28 protein-coding genes are annotated in these 21,385 nt (G+C 40.5%); 9 read left to right on the top strand and 19 right to left on the bottom strand.

Going from position 1 to position 21,385, the window contains the following annotated elements; translation table 11 throughout:
• From G7B20_RS18030 to G7B20_RS17980, 11 genes are all read right to left on the bottom strand, one after another.
• Nucleotides 1-201, bottom strand: coding sequence for a hypothetical protein (locus G7B20_RS18030; protein ID WP_164112815.1), 201 nt, complete (start codon nucleotides 199-201; stop codon nucleotides 1-3).
• 197 nt (nucleotides 202-398) lie between these two features.
• The gene (locus G7B20_RS18025) at nucleotides 399-1,493 is read right to left on the bottom strand and encodes a carboxypeptidase-like regulatory domain-containing protein (protein WP_164112814.1); all 1,095 of its coding nucleotides are present in this window, start codon (nucleotides 1,491-1,493) and stop codon (nucleotides 399-401) included.
• A 165-nt stretch (nucleotides 1,494-1,658) separates the two neighbouring features.
• Nucleotides 1,659-1,874: a hypothetical protein gene (locus G7B20_RS18020; protein WP_164112813.1), complete on the bottom strand. Its 216-nt coding sequence runs from the start codon at nucleotides 1,872-1,874 to the stop codon at nucleotides 1,659-1,661.
• 528 nt (nucleotides 1,875-2,402) lie between these two features.
• On the bottom strand, nucleotides 2,403-2,597 hold the full coding sequence (locus G7B20_RS18015) for a hypothetical protein (protein WP_164112812.1): 195 nt from the start codon (nucleotides 2,595-2,597) through the stop codon (nucleotides 2,403-2,405).
• Nucleotides 2,598-2,714: 117 nt separating this feature from the next.
• Nucleotides 2,715-2,852: a class IIb bacteriocin, lactobin A/cerein 7B family gene (locus G7B20_RS19840; RefSeq protein ID WP_164112811.1), complete on the bottom strand. Its 138-nt coding sequence runs from the start codon at nucleotides 2,850-2,852 to the stop codon at nucleotides 2,715-2,717.
• 726 nt (nucleotides 2,853-3,578) lie between these two features.
• Entirely contained in the window at nucleotides 3,579-3,752 is a 174-nt protein-coding gene (locus tag G7B20_RS18005; RefSeq protein WP_164112810.1) for a hypothetical protein, read from the bottom strand.
• 39 nt (nucleotides 3,753-3,791) lie between these two features.
• Entirely contained in the window at nucleotides 3,792-3,920 is a 129-nt protein-coding gene (locus G7B20_RS19635; protein WP_164112809.1) for a lactobin A/cerein 7B family class IIb bacteriocin, read from the bottom strand.
• Between the two features lie 302 nt (nucleotides 3,921-4,222).
• On the bottom strand, nucleotides 4,223-4,390 hold the full coding sequence (locus G7B20_RS17995; protein ID WP_164112808.1) for a bacteriocin: 168 nt from the start codon (nucleotides 4,388-4,390) through the stop codon (nucleotides 4,223-4,225).
• 137 nt (nucleotides 4,391-4,527) lie between these two features.
• Nucleotides 4,528-4,710, bottom strand: coding sequence for a class IIb bacteriocin, lactobin A/cerein 7B family (locus G7B20_RS17990; protein WP_164112807.1), 183 nt, complete (start codon nucleotides 4,708-4,710; stop codon nucleotides 4,528-4,530).
• Nucleotides 4,711-4,803: 93 nt separating this feature from the next.
• Nucleotides 4,804-5,121: a DNA-binding protein gene (locus tag G7B20_RS17985; RefSeq protein WP_164112806.1), complete on the bottom strand. Its 318-nt coding sequence runs from the start codon at nucleotides 5,119-5,121 to the stop codon at nucleotides 4,804-4,806.
• Between the two features lie 14 nt (nucleotides 5,122-5,135).
• On the bottom strand, nucleotides 5,136-6,233 hold the full coding sequence (locus tag G7B20_RS17980) for an HlyD family secretion protein (RefSeq protein WP_164112805.1): 1,098 nt from the start codon (nucleotides 6,231-6,233) through the stop codon (nucleotides 5,136-5,138).
• Nucleotides 6,234-6,299: 66 nt separating this feature from the next.
• On the opposite strand from G7B20_RS17980, the gene G7B20_RS17975 reads away from it, so the two are divergent.
• Complete coding sequence (locus G7B20_RS17975) at nucleotides 6,300-6,992, top strand: rhomboid family intramembrane serine protease (RefSeq protein ID WP_240452892.1); 693 nt, start codon at nucleotides 6,300-6,302, stop codon at nucleotides 6,990-6,992.
• On the opposite strand, the gene G7B20_RS17970 is transcribed toward G7B20_RS17975, so the two are convergent.
• Complete coding sequence (locus G7B20_RS17970) at nucleotides 6,982-7,128, bottom strand: hypothetical protein (RefSeq protein ID WP_164112804.1); 147 nt, start codon at nucleotides 7,126-7,128, stop codon at nucleotides 6,982-6,984. The two genes, G7B20_RS17975 and G7B20_RS17970, sit on opposite strands and share 11 nt — an antisense overlap.
• 162 nt (nucleotides 7,129-7,290) lie before the next feature.
• Between G7B20_RS17970 and G7B20_RS17965 the strand changes: the two genes are divergently transcribed.
• The 6 genes from G7B20_RS17965 to G7B20_RS17940 all read left to right on the top strand — a co-directional run bounded on the left by G7B20_RS17965 (nucleotide 7,291) and on the right by G7B20_RS17940 (nucleotide 12,206).
• Entirely contained in the window at nucleotides 7,291-7,581 is a 291-nt protein-coding gene (locus G7B20_RS17965) for a helix-turn-helix domain-containing protein (RefSeq protein WP_240452893.1), read from the top strand.
• Nucleotides 7,582-7,948: 367 nt separating this feature from the next.
• A complete protein-coding gene (locus G7B20_RS17960) occupies nucleotides 7,949-8,932 on the top strand; it encodes a helix-turn-helix domain-containing protein (protein ID WP_164112803.1) in 984 nt (327 codons plus the stop codon).
• Between the two features lie 599 nt (nucleotides 8,933-9,531).
• Complete coding sequence (locus G7B20_RS17955) at nucleotides 9,532-10,140, top strand: hypothetical protein (RefSeq protein WP_164112802.1); 609 nt, start codon at nucleotides 9,532-9,534, stop codon at nucleotides 10,138-10,140.
• 59 nt (nucleotides 10,141-10,199) lie between these two features.
• The gene (locus G7B20_RS17950; RefSeq protein WP_164112801.1) at nucleotides 10,200-10,880 is read left to right on the top strand and encodes a hypothetical protein; all 681 of its coding nucleotides are present in this window, start codon (nucleotides 10,200-10,202) and stop codon (nucleotides 10,878-10,880) included.
• A gap of 71 nt (nucleotides 10,881-10,951) precedes the next feature.
• Complete coding sequence (locus G7B20_RS17945) at nucleotides 10,952-11,452, top strand: hypothetical protein (RefSeq protein ID WP_240458454.1); 501 nt, start codon at nucleotides 10,952-10,954, stop codon at nucleotides 11,450-11,452.
• Nucleotides 11,453-11,582: 130 nt separating this feature from the next.
• On the top strand, nucleotides 11,583-12,206 hold the full coding sequence (locus G7B20_RS17940) for an outer membrane beta-barrel protein (RefSeq protein ID WP_164112800.1): 624 nt from the start codon (nucleotides 11,583-11,585) through the stop codon (nucleotides 12,204-12,206).
• A gap of 35 nt (nucleotides 12,207-12,241) precedes the next feature.
• Here the strand turns inward: G7B20_RS17940 and G7B20_RS17935 are convergent, their stop codons facing one another.
• The 4 genes from G7B20_RS17935 to G7B20_RS17920 form a co-directional block, all read right to left on the bottom strand.
• The gene (locus G7B20_RS17935; protein ID WP_164112799.1) at nucleotides 12,242-13,618 is read right to left on the bottom strand and encodes a nucleoside permease; all 1,377 of its coding nucleotides are present in this window, start codon (nucleotides 13,616-13,618) and stop codon (nucleotides 12,242-12,244) included.
• 9 nt (nucleotides 13,619-13,627) lie between these two features.
• Nucleotides 13,628-14,266 carry a bifunctional nuclease family protein gene (locus G7B20_RS17930; protein WP_164112798.1) on the bottom strand — a complete coding sequence of 213 codons (639 nt, stop codon included), beginning with the start codon at nucleotides 14,264-14,266 and terminating at the stop codon, nucleotides 13,628-13,630.
• A gap of 118 nt (nucleotides 14,267-14,384) precedes the next feature.
• On the bottom strand, nucleotides 14,385-15,359 hold the full coding sequence (locus tag G7B20_RS17925; protein WP_164112797.1) for an electron transfer flavoprotein subunit alpha/FixB family protein: 975 nt from the start codon (nucleotides 15,357-15,359) through the stop codon (nucleotides 14,385-14,387).
• Between the two features lie 35 nt (nucleotides 15,360-15,394).
• On the bottom strand, nucleotides 15,395-16,132 hold the full coding sequence (locus G7B20_RS17920) for an electron transfer flavoprotein subunit beta/FixA family protein (protein WP_164112796.1): 738 nt from the start codon (nucleotides 16,130-16,132) through the stop codon (nucleotides 15,395-15,397).
• 578 nt (nucleotides 16,133-16,710) lie between these two features.
• Here G7B20_RS17920 and G7B20_RS17915 point away from each other — a divergent pair.
• Both G7B20_RS17915 and G7B20_RS17910 read left to right on the top strand, forming a co-directional pair.
• Nucleotides 16,711-17,043 (top strand): tetratricopeptide repeat protein, encoded by a 333-nt coding sequence (locus G7B20_RS17915; protein WP_164112795.1) that lies wholly within the window; start codon nucleotides 16,711-16,713, stop codon nucleotides 17,041-17,043.
• Nucleotides 17,044-17,072: 29 nt separating this feature from the next.
• A complete protein-coding gene (locus tag G7B20_RS17910) occupies nucleotides 17,073-17,528 on the top strand; it encodes a copper resistance protein NlpE (RefSeq protein WP_164112794.1) in 456 nt (151 codons plus the stop codon).
• Between the two features lie 30 nt (nucleotides 17,529-17,558).
• On the opposite strand, the gene G7B20_RS17905 is transcribed toward G7B20_RS17910, so the two are convergent.
• The 3 genes from G7B20_RS17905 to G7B20_RS17895 all read right to left on the bottom strand — a co-directional run bounded on the left by G7B20_RS17905 (nucleotide 17,559) and on the right by G7B20_RS17895 (nucleotide 21,272).
• Nucleotides 17,559-18,692: a cysteine desulfurase family protein gene (locus G7B20_RS17905; protein WP_164112793.1), complete on the bottom strand. Its 1,134-nt coding sequence runs from the start codon at nucleotides 18,690-18,692 to the stop codon at nucleotides 17,559-17,561.
• Between the two features lie 223 nt (nucleotides 18,693-18,915).
• Nucleotides 18,916-20,538 carry an apolipoprotein N-acyltransferase gene (gene lnt / locus G7B20_RS17900; protein WP_164112792.1) on the bottom strand — a complete coding sequence of 541 codons (1,623 nt, stop codon included), beginning with the start codon at nucleotides 20,536-20,538 and terminating at the stop codon, nucleotides 18,916-18,918.
• Between the two features lie 8 nt (nucleotides 20,539-20,546).
• On the bottom strand, nucleotides 20,547-21,272 hold the full coding sequence (locus tag G7B20_RS17895) for a PH domain-containing protein (protein WP_164112791.1): 726 nt from the start codon (nucleotides 21,270-21,272) through the stop codon (nucleotides 20,547-20,549).
• Between the last annotated feature and the right edge of the window lie 113 nt (nucleotides 21,273-21,385).

Here is a 21,385-nt window from a genome sequence, read left to right as displayed (position 1 = left end):
TTATCTGTTGGCAGCGGTATTATCTTGTGGAACAAGTGGTGTCTCCCAATTTCCCATATGAGGACCAGGTTTAGAAAGATCTATTAATTGTTCGAAAAATGTAATCACAGCACGTCCCCAAAAATTTCCTCCTTCAACTTCTACCACTTCTGTAGAACTCAATTCTTGAAGTCCCATTTTGTTTAAATCTAATGTACTCATTTTTATTAAGTTTAAAATTAACCCCTACTCTATTACTAAGCCAGTTTTCGCTGAAGAATTCTGTTTTAATAGAAGCGAAGCTACTCTACCTTTCGGCCGAATCCTGTAGTTTTTTGTTGATCAACACTACTAAGTTATCTGACTTCAATGCACAAAAAAGCATTCTTTCTAAAATCATCGATTTACTAGAATTTTTTTTACAACTCTTTTAAATCTTTACCAAGCTGTTTGTCAATACCGATTGCCAATGGAGGGATACCATGGCGATCTAAGTCAAGCCAATATTTTTCTGAATAGCTACTCTTCTCTTCTAAATAGATGCTTTTCTGGAAAGAATTTTCCAAAGCCTTTACTTCGTCTGCCATGAGATAAGCTCGCTCTGTAACGTAGAATTCAGAAAATGTTGCGATATGCGTAAATCCATCTTTCTTCTTACGCTGCACAGCACCGACCTTGGTCACTATTTTGCTCAACAGATTTTGTGTCGGTAGATTGTCCAAGTCCGTAGGTCCATAATTTGCCATTGTAATACCTCTATACTGCTCTCCCTTGATCCTAAAAAAACTACGTGCAACTTTACTATTAGGAGGGACTTCATCCAGATAAATTTGCACATTGCCCGAACTTGTCTTTTGAATAAAACCTAGGCTTTGACCATTCTGCACGATCTTCTTTTTACTTCCATTATTTACCAATACACTGCCTTTGGGCAAATTTTCTAACATTGATTCCTTCTCTATTCTTAGCAATTTAGGTGGATCAGTAAAAGATTTTCCAAACAGTTCCGTATATTCCGCTAAGCTACTCCGGTTAGCGTAGAGCCGATATCCCAACAGCTGCCTTCTTACCTTCTCCTTTGTATTTTTTAGGGGGATATAATAAGCGATCAAACCGTCATAAAAATATCTTGATTTACTGTTGAAGGTATCATGGGTTCGAAAATATCCTTTTAACACCACATAGTCCGAATTTCCTTTATTATTGACTCCTATCTCTTCGATCTCAACCTGTCGAGGTTTTAATAAAACACGATCAGATTGTTTGAAGCTCCCGTAGGAAATCCCTTTATTTTCATAACCAATATGCTGTAGGGATAGGTTTCTAGTCTCGTTCTGAATATTATTAATATTGACCTGACCTTCGCTACTTGATATAGCCAATAACTCACCGTCGTCGAAATAGATGTTTACTCCTGATATAGGCTCTAATGTCAAGCTATCTAATACTCTTATCTGTCCATTAGTCAGATTGGATAGGCAAATAAATGTTATAAAGATTATGAGTGTTTTCATTTGTATATAATATGGTTTTCATTCCCCTTTCTGATCCGGAAGCAGGCGAATCACGATGATTTTATCTTGCTTTAACGAACTGAAATAATTATATTTAATAAGGCCGTTAGAACCCTCTCAGAAAACTAACGGCCAGTCCCATACGATGGGAACTACTTTTTCAAGTTACTTAATTTCCCAGCCTAAAACCTCTATTTCAACATCACTCCGAGAATTAGCGCCAAACACCCAGCTTAATAATCCTTTCGCTTTAAAAAGGGCACCACCCTCAACTTCTACCATTTCCTCAGTGTTCAATTCATGAAGTCCCATTTTGTTTAAATCTAAACTCTCTCTATATGGCCTTGAGTTTGGGGCCGTGTGACGTATAAAATTACTCATTTTTTATTGATTTATAAATTAGTTCCTACTCTTTACAGGTTGTTTTCGCTGAGCTATATATTTTAATGGGATCGAATCTATTCTTTCCTTCTATCGAATGGTCGGAAACATCTTGCCTATAAAATGAAGAGTTTGGTCATTCAATGATGGAGAATATTACTGCTATGACAATAATAAGAAGGAATTCTATTATCGTTCTCACTATATTCTTGCTCCTCCGCAATGACAATCATTCAGTACATCAACAAAAACTTATTCCAACGAAATATCAATAATTTAAAAATCAACATTATTTAAAATGCACAACGGGTGAAATATACTCTTTGGTGTGTTTTCCGGAGAATTGTCTTGCTTCGTGTACCTTTTGGAAGTGAAATCGTGTTGTAATTCATCTTTAAGTTGTCAGCAAAAGGGATATATTAGGGCCTAATATATTACAATAAACAAGATAAGAAGAGTCAAATCATTGTTTTTTGTCTTCAACCCTTCTTATTTTAACACTTTTGTATACGGTACTAATAAATATTATTAGACTCTAGTAGCACTTTCGTAAGCTTGGAATCCGGAATATTGATAGTCTCCCGTTGGGGCCTTATCTAACTTGCCATGGATATCGCCAATGCCCATGGCGACATACTCGAGCAAATTCCAGCCACCTTCGATATTGATCATTTCTTTATTATTCAGCTCTTCTAACTGATGTGTTTTATTAATGTTTTTCATTTAAATATATTTTTTAACCAGTTGATAGCATTGTCTATATCAAGTTGTAATAAGACAACTAAACAAGCTACAATTAGTATTATAATTAGTGAATTTATAATTTTTTTTCTTTTCGTTTTATGATGCTGCGTCATATCCTTTTTGGTAAGCCTCTTTCATTTTATCGAGGTCTTGGGTGAAAGCTGCGCCAATTAAGGCTCCAATTATATATGGCCAAATTCCTCCCTCAACTTCTAGAATTTCCTTAGCATTCAATTCCTGAACACCAATGTTGTTTAAATCTAAACTCTCTCTATACGGCCTTGAGTTTGGGGCACCGGATATGTCGATACTCTTGCCTTTCTTTAGCTACTCGTTTTACTAGAGGCTGATACCTTGGTTTGCCTAGGCTAAGGGCGTAATGTCAGTCCGATTAAGAACCCCACAAACTCTGATAATTCCCCTAGTAAGATTATCATTACGCTTACGATGAATATAAGCCTAGTTAAGCGCTTTGACCTTTCTTTTTCTAAGCTACAATAGATGTTTCTTTTCATTATGTATTCCAAAAATAACAAGCATATTATCCCTCAATTCTAAAACTCAAAGATCGTATAGGGTTGGTTATCTAAAGGATTGACCTACAAGTGTACTATTCCTTCGCGTGCTCGGTCTGAGCCAGCGTCGCAGCTGTTATGCTATTTGATCTGTACCCGTCTTTTCATGTTCAGTAAATAAGTACAAATCTCGGCAGCTTAATGCTCATCTACGAACTCAAGGATGTGTTTTTAAATAAATTGTACAGCATTTTCATAGTGCTAAATTCAAAGTGTTTTAAGCATAAAAGTTATACAAATAAATTATCAATGATAATACGAACCATATTTTTAGTATGATATTCTCTCGTCGAAGTTTTTTGTTTTGATTCTCGATATTTTGCATAATAGATTGAAATTTACTATTCAAAATGGGATAGTAAATGTCTATCCTATTTTTCTTTTATTAATGACGTCTAGCACTAGGTCCACTTATACCATCCAATTCTCTTTCTTGAGCTTCTGAGAATGACTTTAATCCTAGCCAAAGAGCTCCCACTCCCTTGCCGAATAATTGTCCTAAATCACGTAAAAAATCGTCTCCACCATTAACTTGTTGCTGTTCGTCTACTGTCATCATAATGACATCTATATCTTCAATTCTCATAGTGTGAAAAAATTAATTAACAATGCTATCGAAGCCTTCTTTTACTCCTTTAATAAAATCATCCCCTTCATTATATAGGTAGATCAATGCACCAGCAATGGTTATTGCAGGAATAATCCACCCTCCCTCAACTTCTACCATTTCCTTAGTATTCAATTCCTGAACACCAAGATTGTTTAAATTCTCTTCTCTTCTGAAAAAATTAAAGAACTATTTTTAGCTTTTGGAAAGAAGCTAAAAATAGTTCGAGATATTGTTCAGGCAATGGCCTGAACAATATTACATTCTTTGAATTAAAGAAAAATTAACTTCAGAATTGAGCCAACGTATTTTCCCAATTCAAATAAAACAATCCCAGCCAACGCTAGTAAGCCAATTTTTACGAACTGAAAAGTAAATCCATTCGAATCAATAAATATGTTTAATTTATCTATCATAATCTTCTAATTGATAACATGGTTTTTAATAAATGATCCAGTGTATCTTCCTGCTTCATAGATAGCGACTCCTGCGGCAGCTATAGCGCCGATTGCAATAAATTCAACAATAAATCCACCTTCAATTGAGTTCATTTCTTTTTCGGAAAGTTCCTGCAAATTTAATATATTCATATGTAAATGTTTGATTATTAGTTTTTATTATTTGTCTCTAAAGTTCCGAGATGGAATATTCAGAATGTTTTAACTGGCTTTTTTATCGTATGTTGTATAGCAACTTAAATAAAGCTAAGGTTTTCGTTTGAAATGTTTTACTCCGTTAGCCCGGCATAAACTCCAGCAGCAAATATGCTTCCAGCAGCAATCCAAGCAGCAGTTTTTCCAGATATTACCACACCCGCTATAACAATAGGAAATATCCCTCCTTCAACTTCTACCACTTCTGTAGAACTCAATTCTTGAAGTCCCATTTTGTTTAAATCTAATGTACTCATTTTTTATTGATTTATAAATTAGTTCCTACTCTATTACTAAGCCTTTTCGGATCCTGCTTGTTTCGTTGATCAACAGGACTAAGTTATGTCCGCTCACTCTATAAAAACAGTAGTGGGCAAAAAGATTGAAAATAAATTATGGCCGCCGGAGATATGACGGTGATCATCAAGGCTGAGATTCTGCATTTGCACCGTAATAGATATCGAAAAGTCGTACGCATAATAATAGCTCAAAAGCTTACGACAATAGCCAACAGGGGCTCCTTTACCTTTTAGCTCATCAATGATGACGTACAGGCGAGATACTGAAATCCCCAACCGCCTCGCTAAGTCGGTAGGTGTACCGGTGCGGCGCTGGCTGATGAGCTTGTCCAGCAGATTGATGCGGTCGATGTATTTAAAAACAGTCATATCTTATTCCTCCTTTAGCTATATTGATTTTTAAGATTAGGATTGAACCAGTCGTCTACCTTGTCAAAGAGCAGTTGCCACAGTGTGCGGTCTGTCAGATAGAATCGGGCGGTATAGGTATTGCCCTTACCTACCTGACCCCGATATCCATTCTTGAGCGACAGGTGGTGCTGTGCCAATTTGCAACGTACGACAAAGTAAGATTCTCCGGTCTGTTCGTTCGTCATTAGATTATTATTGATGTCGAGTACCTCGCCGTCCAGCATGCCCCATTGGTTATAGTGGTAGGTGTCTATCTGAAATTTTACGGCTTGGCCTGTCTGTATGTATCCGATGGCAGAGGTGGGGACAAGGCACTCGGCGACGAGTGCGTCTTCGACCGAGATATCAGCAAGGTGCTGGCCCTGCATTAGGTGATTTCCGCTTTGAAATCCTTGAAGGTTAGTGATCCGGCCTGTCACAGGTGCTTTGACAATATAATTGTCTGCTTCGATATCTAGGGTAGCCACATCGGAGGACAGGGAGATCAGCTGTTGTTCCAATTCCCGCTTCTTGCTCTGCCATGTGGCAAACTGCTGTTCGCGGAGTGCGTTCCGCTGTCCTTGCAATTGCTCGTGCTGGTATAAGGTCTTTTCGTACTCGGCAAGCGAAATCACACCATCCTGATACAAAGTGCTGTTGCGATCCAGTTCTTTTTTGGCTAGCGTAATCTGTGTCTGTATCTCCGATAGCCTCTGCTGCAATGCGGACCATTCTAGTTGATACAGCCCAGTCTGTACTGCCTGTGGGGTATGGTTGACCAGGCTCTTAAGATCACGTAACTGTGATTCGTAATCCTGGCGCATCTGCTGCTGATAGTCTTTTTTGCTATGAAGTGTCTCGGAGGTGATGATCAAGAGGGTGTCGCCTTGATGCACCAATTGGTTATTGGTATATAGTGCCGACTTTATAATACGGCCACTGACCAAAGAGATAATCTTGGTGTTTTCCTGATTGGGACGTACCGTGCCCCGTGCCGATACCGAGATGGGGACCTTGATCAAGGGTAAGGCTACAACGGCTAGTGCAATGCCAAGAAGAAGGATCTGATATATGATTATAGTCTTTCGCATATTTATCTCAAATCTCTGCAAGAGAAAACACTTTCACCACAACCTAGGGTTGTATTTTAAAATTGTTTGCCCTATCTTTCTCCTGTAAATGGTATTCTAGACATGTCCTTGTTTGATATCTTCCCGACCTTTGCTGAGGCTCCCTATTCGTACATAGTGGTGCCGATCATGCTCGTGAGCAGTGTCATTGGATTTTATCATAAACCTTATTTTCACGCTTTGCTGCTGCATCCCTACGAAGTATACCGAGGCAAGCGCCTGCATACGCTACTCACCTCGGCATTTGTACACCGCAATTGGTTACATTTGATAAACAATCTATTGATCATTTATGGATTGGGTTACGACATGTTCGGGAATATCGATCAAGAGTATGGTCTGTTTGCAGCTTATGTATGGAGCCCGATACTCTGGTTTGCTTTGATCGTATTACCTAATGTAGTACAAACCTTGTCCAAAAAAGATGACTTTATCTTTACTGCTGTAGGTGCTTCCGGTTTATCTTTTGGACTGTATGGTTTTTCAGCCTTGTTTTTTCCATTGCAAAAGATGGGTAATTTTATACTTCCATTTGTGACAAATATGTTTCATAATTGGTTATTTGGCCTTGTCATTGTTTTTCTTTTGTCTGTTTTGAATCGCAATAGAATAGTAAACTCTCGATTACATTTGTCCGCTTATTTTATTGGTGGTATTCTAGGTTTCTTTGTAAGACCAAGTGCTGTGGTCGAAATAATTGATTTTATTTTTAGTCAGTAGCTCCTGTAAGTTTAGCCCATAATAACTCTAATATATTGGTCTGTTTCTCGTCCTTACGTTCACTACCGCCATCGATTTCGATCTGCTCTGTAGTTGTTAAATCAACTAGCTTTAATTGTTTAATTGTCGTTTTCATAATTATTCCTTAATTTTAACTACGACAAAATTGTGGCAAAGCCGAAAGGTAGACCACAACCCTAGGTTATATCGTACAACCTCACGTTGTAATCAGACTATTTTTCATAACGCTAGGTTATAATTAAATTATTGAGAGTAAATCCATTTTATAGTATTAGGTATGGCATCGTTGCATTTAGGCGATTATATCCGAAGGAAACGCGAAGAGTTGAAGATATCACAGGAAGCCGTGGCGTATGAGTTGAATATGTCGCAGGCAGCCTATTCCAAGATCGAACGTAATGAGACCAAGCTCAAAGTAGAGCAGGTATACACCATAGCCAGCTACTTCGGACTCAGCGTTTACGAATTGTTACCCCCGTCCCTCGCCTCCGATATTACCAATGAGAATATATTTGGCTTGACTTGGCAGTACGGGAAGTTGGTTTTTAGAAAAATATTTAGTAAGTAAGCAGTCCGCTTAGTTTAAAAATTATACTTTTTTTTCTGAAAGTGTGTGTTTTCAGAGGCCATCAAGAACTTTTTTCATGCTATTATTCTTTCGCATTGGCATTCAAGAGCTCTCCCGATAACATCGGGATCGGTTCATGCCTACTGGTGATTCAAAGGAATCATGAAAGTTTTTTCTGAAAGTGTGCGTTTTATTGATTTGACATTATATTTCGAGGCATCAATGAGCTCTCTTCGTTCGGTTCAATGGACATCAAGAACTCTCCCGATAACATCGGGATCGGTTCATACCAGTTGTTGATTCAAAGGAGTCATGAAAGTTTTTTCTTATCTTAGGGTTACCATCAATTGTAAACTTAGGAAGAATCATGTCACAAAAGGAGCTCTCCCAATTATGGAAGGAGACTGTAGCGGCCAGACCAAGCCCTCGGGATATCACAAAGACGATGTATCTGTCGACGCTATCGCAAGCTGTAAAACATAGTCCTAAAGAAGGGATGCATCAGATCCAGTTCACTATTCAAGATTTTATTTTACTGGAGGTCAAAGGGACATTAAACGCACTACATATGATTTGCCCGCACGTCGCCGAGCAAGAGGTGCTATGGCTGTGTCTACAATTTCATGGTAAGGCCGTATTTCCGAATGGCGAAAGCCGAGATGCTGATAAATTGTTCTCTTTCGTCACTAAACATGCAAGCTATTCTATAACATTGGCTGCCGAGAAGCAATGGTCTCTTTTTTTTGGCGTGACGGGTGCTTCGAGGTTACAGCTTTTGGCAGAGCTGCCTCAGATTAAGGAGGCTTACGATCAGTTCCCTACTAATAATATGCTTATGCCGGTGATTATTTCGACGTCCGATCGGCAGAACATAGAATCTTTGTTTAAGAAAAAGCTTGGCCCGTTTAGTAAGATACACCAGCTCGGGATGGCTTTTTTTCAGTTTTTTGGAAATTATGCCACAGAACTGGAAAAGCCAAAGGTCCTATCGCAGGGTGAATCGCTGATTCAAATCTATCACAATGCGCTGGATTATGTGCATAAGCATTGTTTGACGGAGGAACTGACCCGCGAGAAGATAGCCGATGCGTTGTGTTGTTCTACACGAATATTGAATAGGGCATTTGAAGGGCGCTCCTTGGGGTTGACGGCAACCATATTGGCAGTTAAAATGTACAAAGCCAGGGAGCTGTTGCGTACTAAACCTGAATTGTCGGTTGAGAAGATTGCTGGGATGTTGCATTTTTTTGATGCCAAGCATTTTGCTAATCATTATAAAAAGCATTTTCATCGATCGCCGCGTGAGGAACGTAAAGAATGGGTAGAAGATGCAATGAAAAATGTAACCTGATCGCTGCGGTTTGGGTTACAGCCTCTAGCGTTTTGGGGCTGGTCGCTTGCACTATTATGTCAGGTGCTAGCGTTCCGTGCTTAATCGCTAATACACAGCGTCAGATGGCAGTTGCTTGGACTTAAATGGCATACGTTTGCATTTGCCGCGATAGCGATTGGCTGTTTCGCCTTAGCGTTTACACGGCGAGTGCAAGTGAGTGCGGGGTATGTGCTTGCGTTTTAAGGCTGGACGTAAGCGTTTTTTGTTGCGGTGCAAGCGTATGAAGGGTAAGGGCAAGCATTTAATTTTCGATTGCTAGCGATTGTGGGGTGCACGCTAGCGATCAGCCTAGACACGCTAGCGTGTCTGTTCAAAGTTGTAGTTCTCGCAAATTGTGTTTTTGGAGTGCTGGAGTTATCTTTTTTCGATGTTTAAATAGGTTTAAAGTTGGTTTTTAAGGGTTCTTAAGGGGGGTAGATGAATGGGGGAAGGTGTAAATTTGTGCCACAAGAAGTTTTGCAAAGTCCGAATGTTGGCACAAATTTACACCTTTTTGCTTTTTTTCAGATGCATCTTTGTAGTGTTCATTATTAATTATTTATTTAAAATTTAACAGAATGATTAAACCAAATTACAAGAGCAAAGATGCAACAGAATTGTTGAACTATGCCGAGCACATCTTTAAGAAGATGACTGAAAATGCAAGTATGTTTGTGGATCCAGTACCGAGTCTATCGGTCTTGGAGACTAGCCTCTCCAACTACCGTGCTGCCTATGTGGAGGCTACGCATAGGGATATGCGTGCGGTCGTCCTGAAAGGACAGAAGGGTAAAGATCTGCATCAAGTCGTGTACCGCTTGTCGCATTATGTAGATGCACAGGCGCAAGGTGATCCCAGTATTATTCTGGCTGCTGGTTATCGACCGTCCAAGTCTACGCAGAACAGGTCGGGGCGCACGCCAAAAGCAACAGGCGTGACTGTTTTGAACCAAGAAGTGGGGAGTGGCATAATCCGTATACGGGTGGTTCCTTGGAAGCACGCTAGGTTGTACCAGTACGACTACCGCTTAAAGGGTACTGATGAGTGGTCCAGTGTCTTGAATAGCAATTCGGTGTTGGAAATGGATGGCTTGATGAAGTTGCAGGAGTATGAGTTTAGAGTGTCCTATTTGGGACGGGATACGACACCAAATTTTAGCGATATCGTTACAGGTTTAGTTGTTTAGTGTTTTTTATCGTCAGGGATGGTATCAAGGTGCTTTCCCTGACTTTTATAAATTGAGATATGAACCAAATTATTACAGCACATCCGCTACGTACAATCATCCTTCAATATCATGAAGGGAGGGTCGCTCCAGAATGGGAGACTGCGGCATTAACAATTTATAGGGAGATGCACGACCGCGTTGGTCAAATGGAAGAACGCCTGAGGGTAGCGCGTGAAAAGATTCCTGCACTCCAATTTCAGAAAGAAGCTGTAGAAGAGGTGATACAGGACGTAAAGCGGAAGTTTGAACACCTGCAGGTGATGATTCCCGAAAATCCCGAACGTGCCCGCGTCACCATGCAGTTGCAAATGTATCTAGAACGATTGGATATCCTGATGGGGGATTTTCTACCCGATCTGATCGATCATACGATGGATTTTTTCGAATACGACGAGTATACGATCAAAGAAGATGAATGGTTAAATGAAGTCGCGTTTTCAGCATTCAGGACCATCTTTGCACAGTATGAAAGTTGTGCGGTTGACATGGTTTCATTTGACAGAGACTTGGACGATTTTAAAGGTGCATTGGGGCATATCCGCAATCGGGAGGAGAAATATTATGAGTTGATGAACGAATTGACTGATAGTTATACAGATATTAATGAAGCGGTAGGGGCGCTTCATGATCAAATTGATGATTTTGATGAGCGCATTTTAGCGTTTATACGTGATGAGTCTACAGATAATGGAGAATAGTATAACGCTAATTGCTATTCTCTGACACAGGATCATTGTAAATTGTGTATTTTTGCCGATATTTTTTAGTTATGAGCGATAAGACAAGAAAAATCTTTTTAGGAATCTGTATCATTGTTCCATTTGTGGTCTACTGTGCAATTTATTATTCATCAATGATCAAAAATGCACCGTATCGGTTTTCGGATTTTGAATCTATTGAAATCACGTACGGAACACCGGGCGAGATGTTGAATACGTACAATTCTAAAACGCAGATCTATCATTACGTGACTAAAGACAACGAAGTGCTGACAGATACACTCAAGATGCGGGATAATGACCTGTTGTATCTTCATCGCAAAGCAATGGAACTGGGATTTTGGAATGTGGACAATGATATGACTACAGTACGCAAGGATTCTACAGAAGGAAAAAATGTACCGCGCTACATTCTCAAGTATACCTATAAGGAGAAAACGAAAGAAGTGACATTGGACGCGGACTATCCTGGTACACAGAAGATGAAGGATGCGGCCAAGTCGACAATAGACGCGGTGCTGACTATGTTGGCCGAGGTTAAGGCAAGATAATAGTTTTTATTTAAAAAATTAAAGGCAAGGTAGTTATATCTTGCCTTTTTTAGTTAATAATAGTTAAATAGTTTTTTTGTGGAAATTAATTTGAATATTATTGTTTTCAATAAACTTTAAAAATAAAACTATGAGAAAAACTCTACTAACTATTGCCGTGACTGCCGGCTTAACATCGATGCTTCAGGCCCAGGAGTTTGGGCTGAATAAAGGTAACATACTACTGGAAGGACAAATCAATATCCACAGTAGTAAAGATAAAAGTACTGATCTGAAAAATAGTTATTTTAGGTTTTCGCCTAAGGTTGGCTATTTTTTAAGCGATAAGTTTGCTGTCGGGGTTGATTTAGGATTTTCTAAAACTAATCAAGAGGAGCTAGGTGCAAATAATAGTATATTTAAGAGCAAATACAACGAATTTAAGGTTGGTGCTTTTGGAAGATATTATTTCCTGAACATTGGGGAGCGCTTTAAAGCTTATTCAGAATTGAATGCAGCTTATTACACTTTTAGAACGAAGACTGAAGGTTATGATTTTAATCCAAAAATGAATCACTATTCTCTTAATGGAGGAATAGGCGCGAATTTTTTCTTAACAAAGAATGTAGCTCTCGGGTATTCTTTTGGTAATATTATAGGATTTAATACTTCGAAAAAAGATGAGGAAAAATCTAGCAACGGATTTTATCTGAATGTGAATTCATTTAATAACTTTTTTGAGACGGGACAGTTTTCATTGACATTTAAATTGTAAAACAAAAGAGCTCTTCCGAAAGGAAGAGCTCTTTTTTAATGACCTGTATTTTCTAAATCTTTTGGATCGTGCTTGTGCTTGAACAAAATAGAGAAAGCAATAACAATCACCAAGGTATATGCAGCGAAGGCGAGCCAGATATGTTGCCAGTCTTTGAGGTATATTGCTGCGTCAAATGTACCATTTGTAATCTGAACCCCTTTCTGAGCGATAAGGTCCAAAAGTTTGGGATTATCTGCTGAAGTGTCCAGTCGGCTTGCCAATGCATTGATATCGTTGTAGGGTTGGGTATAATACTTGTCAATCAACCATCCGGAAACCTGTGAGCCCAATATAGCCCCAAATCCATTAGTCATCATCATAAATAGTCCCTGTGCGGAAGAGCGTATCTTAGAGTCTGTGGATGTTTCGACAAAAAGAGACCCGGAGATATTGAAAAAGTCAAAAGCCATTCCGTATACGATACAGGATAAGATGATCATCCATAAACCAGAGGAAGGATCTCCATAAGCAAATAGACCGAAGCGTAATACCCAGGCTACCATCGCGAAAAGCATAACATTACGGATGCCAAATCGCTTTAGGAAGAAAGGTATCGCTAAGATGAATAGGGTCTCGGAGATCTGTGATATCGACATGATGATCGTTGATCTTTCGACCACTAAGGAATCTACATATTTTGGATAGAAGGCAAATTCACTTAAGAACACATCGCCGTAGGCATTGGTCAACTGAAGAGCGGCCCCTAAAAACATCGAAAAAATGAAAAATAAGGCCATCTTATAGTTGCCAAATAACTTAAACGCCTCTAATCCCAAGAGTTCGGTAAGTTTTGCGTTTTCTTTGGTGAGGTGTTGGGGAGGGCATTTTGGTATCATGAATAGCGCGTATATGCCGAGGAATATAGAGCCACCTGCTGCGATATAAAATTGATACTCGGTCGCTTTATTGCCTGTAAGGTTGGTGAGCCACATGGCCGCTATAAATCCTACTGTGCCCCACACTCGAATTAAGGGAAATGCTTTGATCAGATCGTGATTGCCTTTGGTCAAGGAGCTGTAGGCAATAGAGTTGGATAGCGCGAGGGTAGGCATGTAACAGCACATGGCCAATAACATCACCGTGAAAAAGCTGTCTGGACTCGTGACCCGTGCTAGATAAATCAAGCAGGCCGCATAGAGCAGGTGGAGGCCGATATAAAGACGCTCCGCATTGACCCATCTATCGGCGATAATCCCCATCAGGGTGGGCATAAATAAGGAGGCAATCCCCATCGTCGAAAAAATGGCGCCAAACTGTGTGCCATCCCATTGCTTGGTGCCAAACCAATAATTGGCTATGGTGATCAACCATGCTCCCCACACAAAAAACTGCAGGAAGTTCATGATGGTCAGTCTTAGTTTAATAGACATATATGTGTATTATGATTTTCTTCTTTCGATCTCATCCCGAATGCGGGCTGCGGCCTCGTACTGTTCATTGTCGATAGCTTTTTGTAACGTCTTGTTCAGTTGCTCATCGCTCAATGAAGCGTAAGGAGAGGGAGGCTCAATAGGTTTTTTCTTTTTTTCTTCGGGAGTGGAAGTCGGATTGTCTGTTTCTGCTGCTGAGGCAGAGGATATGTTTTCTAAAAAGGCAAAATCATTATTTTCAATAATGATCCCTGCCGAAGACATGATAAAGTCGTAGGTGAAGATCGGGCAACCGAAACGTACCGCCAGCGCTACGGCATCTGATGTGCGGGCATCGAGCTCTACCTTGAGGTTATTGGAGGTTTTGCAAATGATCTTCGCAAAGAAAATCCCATCGACTAGGTTATAGATCAGTACTTCTTCTAATTCGATATGGAAGGCTTCTGCGAAGGATTTGAAAAGATCGTGGGTCAGTGGTCTACTGGGCGTCATTTTCTCAATTTCAACCGCGATAGCTTGCGCTTCAAATCCACCAATGATGATGGGAAGACGTCTGTTCCCATTAACTTCGCCCAAGACCAATGCATACGCTCCAGACTGGGTCTGGCTATACGATAAGCCTACAATGTCTAACTTTAGTTTCTTCATCCTAATTCACGCTGTGATATGGATTAGGCGACTTCCTCTTCCAATGGTACAAACTTAGATAAAATGAGGGAAATAAGCAACGGCACCAAGTACTTGGTGCCGTTGCTTCTCTAATTTTTTAATTTCCTTTATGTTTTTTTAAAGCTTCAATCAATTTTGGAACGACGACGAAAGCATCTCCTACGATGCCATAATCGGCTACCTTGAAGAAAGGGGCCTCCGGGTCTTTGTTGATGACGACTATAGTCTTGGATGAAGAAACCCCGGCTAAGTGCTGTATCGCACCAGATATACCGATAGCGATGTACAAATTAGGGCTTACCACAATTCCCGTCTGACCGACGTGTTCTGAATGCGGTCTCCATCCTGCATCTGAAACTGGTTTTGAGCAGGCTGTAGCAGCTCCCAATACTTGAGCAAGTTCTTCGATCATAGCCCAGTTTTCTGGACCTTTGAGACCTCTTCCTGCCGATACAACGATCTCCGCTTCTGGCAACGAAATAGTATCGGTAGCACGCACAATTTCTTTAACTAATGTATTAAGATCTGACGATGCAAAATCAGGCGTGTAACTTTCAATGGTTGCAGTGCCGCCGGTTTCTTTTGCTGCAAATGCGTTAGGATTTACCGTCAATACTTTTATGGCAGACTGAAGTGATACCGTAGCAATTGCTTTGTTTGAAAAAGCCGACGTCTGTACTTCAAACGAATTGCCTGCTATATGCGGTACAGCGGAGGCTCCTGATACCATACCAGCGCTTAATTTTGCGGCTACACGTGGCGCAAGTCCTTTGCCGCTAAAAGTATTGGAAAGGATGACTACAGACGCATTCTCTTTTTGTACGGCAGAAGCTATAATCGCGGCATAGGCTTGGTTGACAAACGACTTGAGGCTATCCGTGGAGACTTTAAGGACTTTTGAAATTCCATAATTGCCTAATTTTTGCAGTTCGGTATCTTGCACATCACCGATGGATATAGCGACGGCTTCGGTTTGAAGTAGGTCCGCTATCGCCTTACCGTAAGATGCTGCTTCAAAAGCAGATTTCTTGAATTGACCTTCTGTATTCTCTATATATATTAATACTGACATAAGAATTCTTGTTTATAGTTTGGAAGTAATCCTTATTAGATCACTTTCGCTTCATTGTGTAATAGGTTGACAAGCTCCTCCACCTGATCTTCCTTCACTAGGGTTACGCTACCTCTTGGTGCTGGAGTCGCATAGGAGGTGATTTTTGTAAGGGCATCGATAGCAATGGGCTCGATTACATCCAAAGGTTTTGTGCGTGCACCCATGATGCCACGCATATTAGGGATTTTAGGCTCAGCTACTCCTTCGGCTGCACCGATGACGATAGGTAATGATGCGGATAAGACTTCTTTGCCGCCTTCTATTTCACGTTCGACACTAGCTTGACCATTTTCGATATGCAAGCCTTTGGCAATGGATACGGAGGGAATGCCCAATAACTCGCCCAGCATGGCCGCTACCTGTGTCCCGTTGTAATCGATGGATTCACGACCCGTCAAGATTAAATCGAAACTGTTGTTTTTGGCATATGCGGCAATTTGGTTGGCTACAAACCACGCATCGGAAGGTGATGCGTTGATACGCACTGCATTGTCTGCACCTATCGCCAATGCCTTACGGATGGTAGGTTCTGTACCCGCATCTCCTACGGTGATTGCCGTAACTGTTCCACTAGCTGCTGTAGCTAGGTCAACAGCCTTGGATAAAGCAATCTCGTCGTAAGGGTTGATGATGTACTGGACGCCGGTCGAATTGAAGGTTGTGTTTTCGTTGGAAAATGTTATTTTCGATGTAGTGTCAGGGACATTACTTATGCATACTAATATCTTCATATACTAATCTTTTATTTCAAATCTACTGATTTACACTTAAGTTTACTTATCAAATATAGTCAAAATTTTGTAAAATCCTATGCACGCATAATATCAATTCTCGCTTCTGCCGCGAGTGGCTCTTACTTTTATTCAATGACTTTGAGCTTTCAAAGGAATGAATGAGGACTTAGTCGTTTTCCGCAAAAAGTAAGCAAAACCGAAACGAAGTGTAACTCAGCGAAGCTAAACTCCTCGCTTAAAATTTTTGATACAATGTCCATGCTTCCCTCTGCTATTATCAAAAATTTGTAGGCGATAAAAGGAGCGAATGTAGGGAGCTTTGCTTTATTTAGCATTCACTTACAAGGAAGACCAGTGTCGCCTGTGAAGATTCTGACAACAGTAAGGGGAGGCACTGCCGTACGGTCAGAATATTCGAGCGACTAGGCTTGGACACTTGGCCGATACCAAGTGTCACGCCTGTCTGGCATGGAGGACAGAGTGAGCACTATCGTTTTACAATATTAGAAAAGTAGTATTTTGTTTTTTGATGGTCTTTGGTTTTCTTTGTAGATTATCACTAAATTTTAATACCGATGGATAGGATTGCGCAGCTTAACGACTTTATAAAAGAAACCCCCAATGATCCTTTCTTACACTATGCGCTCACCATGGAATATGTTAAATTGGATGACCGCGATCGGAGTAGGGCAGGGTTTGAGAATCTAGTATCGGTCTATCCTGACTATGTAGGTACCTACTATCATTATGCTAAATTTTTGGAGAAGCAAAACGAAAAGGAGGCAGCAGAACTGATTTACGAAAAGGGGATATTAGTTGCAAACAAGATGCGGAATAGGCATGCTATGGGTGAATTGCAGGCGGCGTTGAATCTTTTGCGTGGGCTAGAGGATGAAGACGACTATTAAGTAGGGCAAAATCTGTTAAAGACTAATTTTTGGTACTGTTTTTGAACTTCTTTTGGAAAGAAGTTCAAATGCGGATTTTCGCCTACATATCGACTGCTTTAATAGCGATTGCTCTTTTTGTTGGTTGTATAAACAATAAAAAGAGAACTACAGCAAAAGATAAGCTGGAGAATATAGAGCTATTGGCCGCAAACGTCGTGGGTGTTTATGGCGGAAGCCTCCCTTGTGTAGACTGTGATGCGATCAGTACCGTGCTGGAATTGCATCGCAATCATTCCTACACCTTAATCTATATGTACGATGGTAAATCGGATGATCGGTTTGTGAAAGAAGGAAAATGGCAAATCGAAAAAAATAAATTGATATTGGACGGAGTGGACTATAAGTATAAGATCGAAAGTGAGATTCTTGTACAGTTAGATCTGTCCGGAAATGAAATAACAGGCGACTTGGCCGAGCGGTATCAATTGGCCCGGTTGGAGTAAAATAAAAAAGGAACTTTCTAGTTCCTTTTTTTATTTATGTTCGCAGATTTCCTTTAATTTTTCTACAACAAAGTCTATCTCCTCTTTGGTATTCCATTTGCAGAAGGAAAAGCGGACAGATGGTCTTGCGCTATCGGCTTTGATACCTGTAAGGACGTGTGAGCCGATGTCGGATCCGGAACTGCATGCGCTACCACCGGATGCGGAGATTCCCATGATATCGAGATTGAACAATAGTACATCGGCCATTTCTGTACAAGGTAGTGAAACATTCAATACAGTGTAGAGGGAGCGCTTAGGATCTATACAACCATTGAATTGGATCTCAGGTATAGCCTTTGACAATTCGTCAATCATATAGTCTTTTAGTCCTTGAATGTAGGCCTGATGTTCCTCCATATCACGATAAGCGATCTCGAGTGCCCGAGCGATGCCCGCTATACCATAAACATTCTCTGTCCCACCACGCATGTTGCGCTCTTGGGCCCCACCATAGATTAAAGGTTTGATTTTGTTCTTACCGTTGATATATAAAAACCCGACACCTTTCGGACCATGAAACTTATGACCAGCTCCAGTAATGAAGTCTATTTTAAGTTCCGATAGATTGTGCGTATAATGCCCCATCGTCTGTACGGTATCCGAATGCAATACTGCATTATATCGTTCGCATATTTCGGATACTTGCTGCAGATCTGTAAGATTGCCTATCTCATTGTTGGCTTGCATAATGGATACAAAGCTGCGCGGATTGGATGCTAAGAGTTGTTCCAGATGTTGTAAGTCTATATGTCCTTCACTATCCAGATTTAATATGTCAAGATGGATTTTGCCCGATTTTTCGAGCTCTTCTAAAGTATGGAGTACAGCATGGTGCTCAATGGGAGAGGTAATGGCATGTGTAATGCCAAAATCTTCAATAGAACGGAAAATAGCCATATTGTCCGCTTCGGTACCGCCCGAAGTGAAGAAGATTTCGGAAGGAGAGGCGTGCAGCAAGTTGGCAATGGTTTTTCTTGCTTTTTCGATAATAGTTTTTACCTGCCTACCATGCGTGTGTATGGATGATGGATTCCCAAAATCATTTTGCATAGTAGCCGTCATGACTTCAATGACCTCAGGATCAAGTGCTGTAGTAGCTGCGTTGTCTAGATATACTTGCATGTAGCAAAATTAATTATTGTGCGTGTATTTCTTTGTATTTTTTTTCTGAACGTGTCCGTATTATTGATTCGACATTATATTTTAAGGCATCAATGAGCTCTCTTCGTTCGGTTTAATGGCCAACAAGAACTTTTTTCATAACATTTTACTTTATTGTTAGCATTCACAAGAGCTCACGCGATACAATCGGGTTCGGTTCATATCTGTTGGCGATTCAATGGGATTATGAAAGTTTTTTTCGACTAGGTATTGGAATGAATAAGAGCAAAACACTTGCAGAGCAGCCCAATAAACCTAAATAGGCAATAAGATCGCCATATTGTGTGTAAAATGTGATATCCTCATTCAGGTTGATCTCTTGGCTTAGTGCTGCTGGAACCCACCATTCTGTCTGTTGCACGATATCACCACGTTGATTGATAAAACCGGATATTCCGGTATTGGCGGAACGAGCTACCCATCGTCTATTCTCGATTGCTCTTAGCTTGGCATAGGCCAAATGCTGGTCTTTGCCCGAGGTATCTTTCCACCAGCCGTCATTGGTGACGATAGCGATAAACTGTGCTCCCTTTTTGATGTATTCGGAGACGTATTCGCCCCAAATGGATTCGTAGCAGATCACCGGAGCTGCACCAATACCACTCTGACTATAGAACACAGAAGGTTCTTTGTCGTAGCCGTAGCCTCCAGTAGTACCTCCAAAATGTTCAAAGAGGGGCTTCATAAAAGATAACGCTTTGCCAAAGGGCATTTGTTCTACCCCGGGTACTAACTTCGATTTGTGGTAAAATTGTACTTTGCTCGATCCATCAATCAGTACGGCGGCGTTGAAGTAATCTTCAAATCTATCACCGTAAGGCCTAGCGGTAGGTGTCTTCTGATCCGAGTACATACGATAGCTTTCGATCCCAGAGAGAATATTACCATTGTGGTACTTCTCTAAAAAAGAAACACTGTTTTCGTAAGCTGGATATGCTCTAAACTCTTCCTCATCGATGCCGTTACGGTCGGAAATGGCTGTTTCTGGCCATAAGAAGAATTCGGTATTGGGTTTGGCCACGCTTTCGGAAAGCTTGAATAGTCTGTCCAACTGTTCTTCAGGAGTGATCGAACCAAATTTCTGGTAAGGATCAATATTGGGTTGCACGACGACAACTTCCGAAGGGTTGATGTGCTCCTCGTAATTAAAATATTGAATCAGTGAAACGGTTATCGGTAATAAGATCGTTGATAGTAGCCCTACAATTAATCTTTTTTGCGAAAAAGCCGTAACTTTTTCTTTGTATTGCCAATACAAAAGGAACGCAAAGATATTGGTCAACCAAATCCAAAGTGTACCTCCGTACACGCCTGTAATACTATACCATTGTATCAATTGATGGACATTAGCGAGTCCATTGCCTAGATTCATCCAAGGAAATGCTAGACCCCAAGTCTGGTGCAAGTATTCGTAACCGATCCATAAAGACACGAGCCCAATAAAGCTTACTGCAATGTGTCGTTGTTTACGAAGCTGGTAGTACAGCCTAAACGCTGATGCCATAAGTAGCGGGGCTAATGCATACGGAATCAGTGCGATAAGCAAAGATACCGCTGTGGGTAAGAATGCATTCATGGCGTTGAATACCCAATAGATAGATGCTGTATTCCAGACAAACCCCGTTAAGAAAGCGACTTTAAATATCTTCGCACCTTTTTTGCGATAGTCTCCCCGGATAATACGCTCAACAGCTACTAGAAGAGGAACGAAGCCTACGAGCAATAAGAATCCGGTGTAAGGAATCGGTGGCCAGGCGAGCCATAGCAGAATGGCACTGAGTAATGCCAGTAAATAGTTTTGTTTCACGTGCTATGTTATAACTGAGATAGAATTTCGGCTTTCTTACTTTCGTATTCTGCTTGAGAGATCAGTTGTTTGTCAAACAGTCCTTTCAACTTTTTCAACTTTAATGTGATTTCATCTTCTTCGACCTCTGTAGCAGCAGGTGTAGCTTCTGTTCTTTCGAAGATTGGAGTGGGTTCAACACGTATATTGTCTTGGACGACAATAGGCTGTTCGATCAGGGGTTGTTGTGGCGCCTCGAAAACCGGCTGGATGGGGGTGGGGGTTGGGGTTTCTCTCTTTGGGCCTTCGTAAAGATCACGGATAGGGACTATCGGCTTTGTAGCAGGTGCAGGTTCCTCACCTTCGATTTTGACATTTTCTAATGCTTCTTTGATGAGTTGATACAGCTTGCGCGCCTGTGTCTTAGGAATGTAGTCGATGCTCAGGTTTTCTCCGGTAAATGGAATTACAGTCACCTTTGAGCCAAATATTTCTTCTTTGAAAGCGATGTCTTTAATATCCTTCCAAGAGAATATTTCAAAATTGGTCGCTAGTCCTAATTTGGTGAATTCGCAAAGAAAGATACGTTTGTTGCTGATAGCGATACTATCAGGAAGTAGGGTTACAGCTGGTTTTTTTTGTAAAGCGATATAACTCAGTGATTCGCCGTGTGTCAACATGTCGACGATTTTGCTGTATATTTTTTCTACAACTTTAAGGTCTTGTCCGTCTTGTATAAACTTATCTAAACTCATTTTTTTCTATCCAATGATAATGATCAATATATAAACTTTATCTGCTAAGTAAACTTAATTAAAAAGCTTTGTATTCAAGCATATGTAATAAAACTTTTATCAAGCGACGAAGC

It is taken from the genome of Sphingobacterium sp. xlx-96 (genome assembly GCF_011007365.1).
Classification (GTDB): Bacteria; Bacteroidota; Bacteroidia; order Sphingobacteriales; family Sphingobacteriaceae; genus Sphingobacterium; species Sphingobacterium luzhongxinii.
This window is presented reverse-complemented; position numbering and strand designations above follow the sequence as displayed.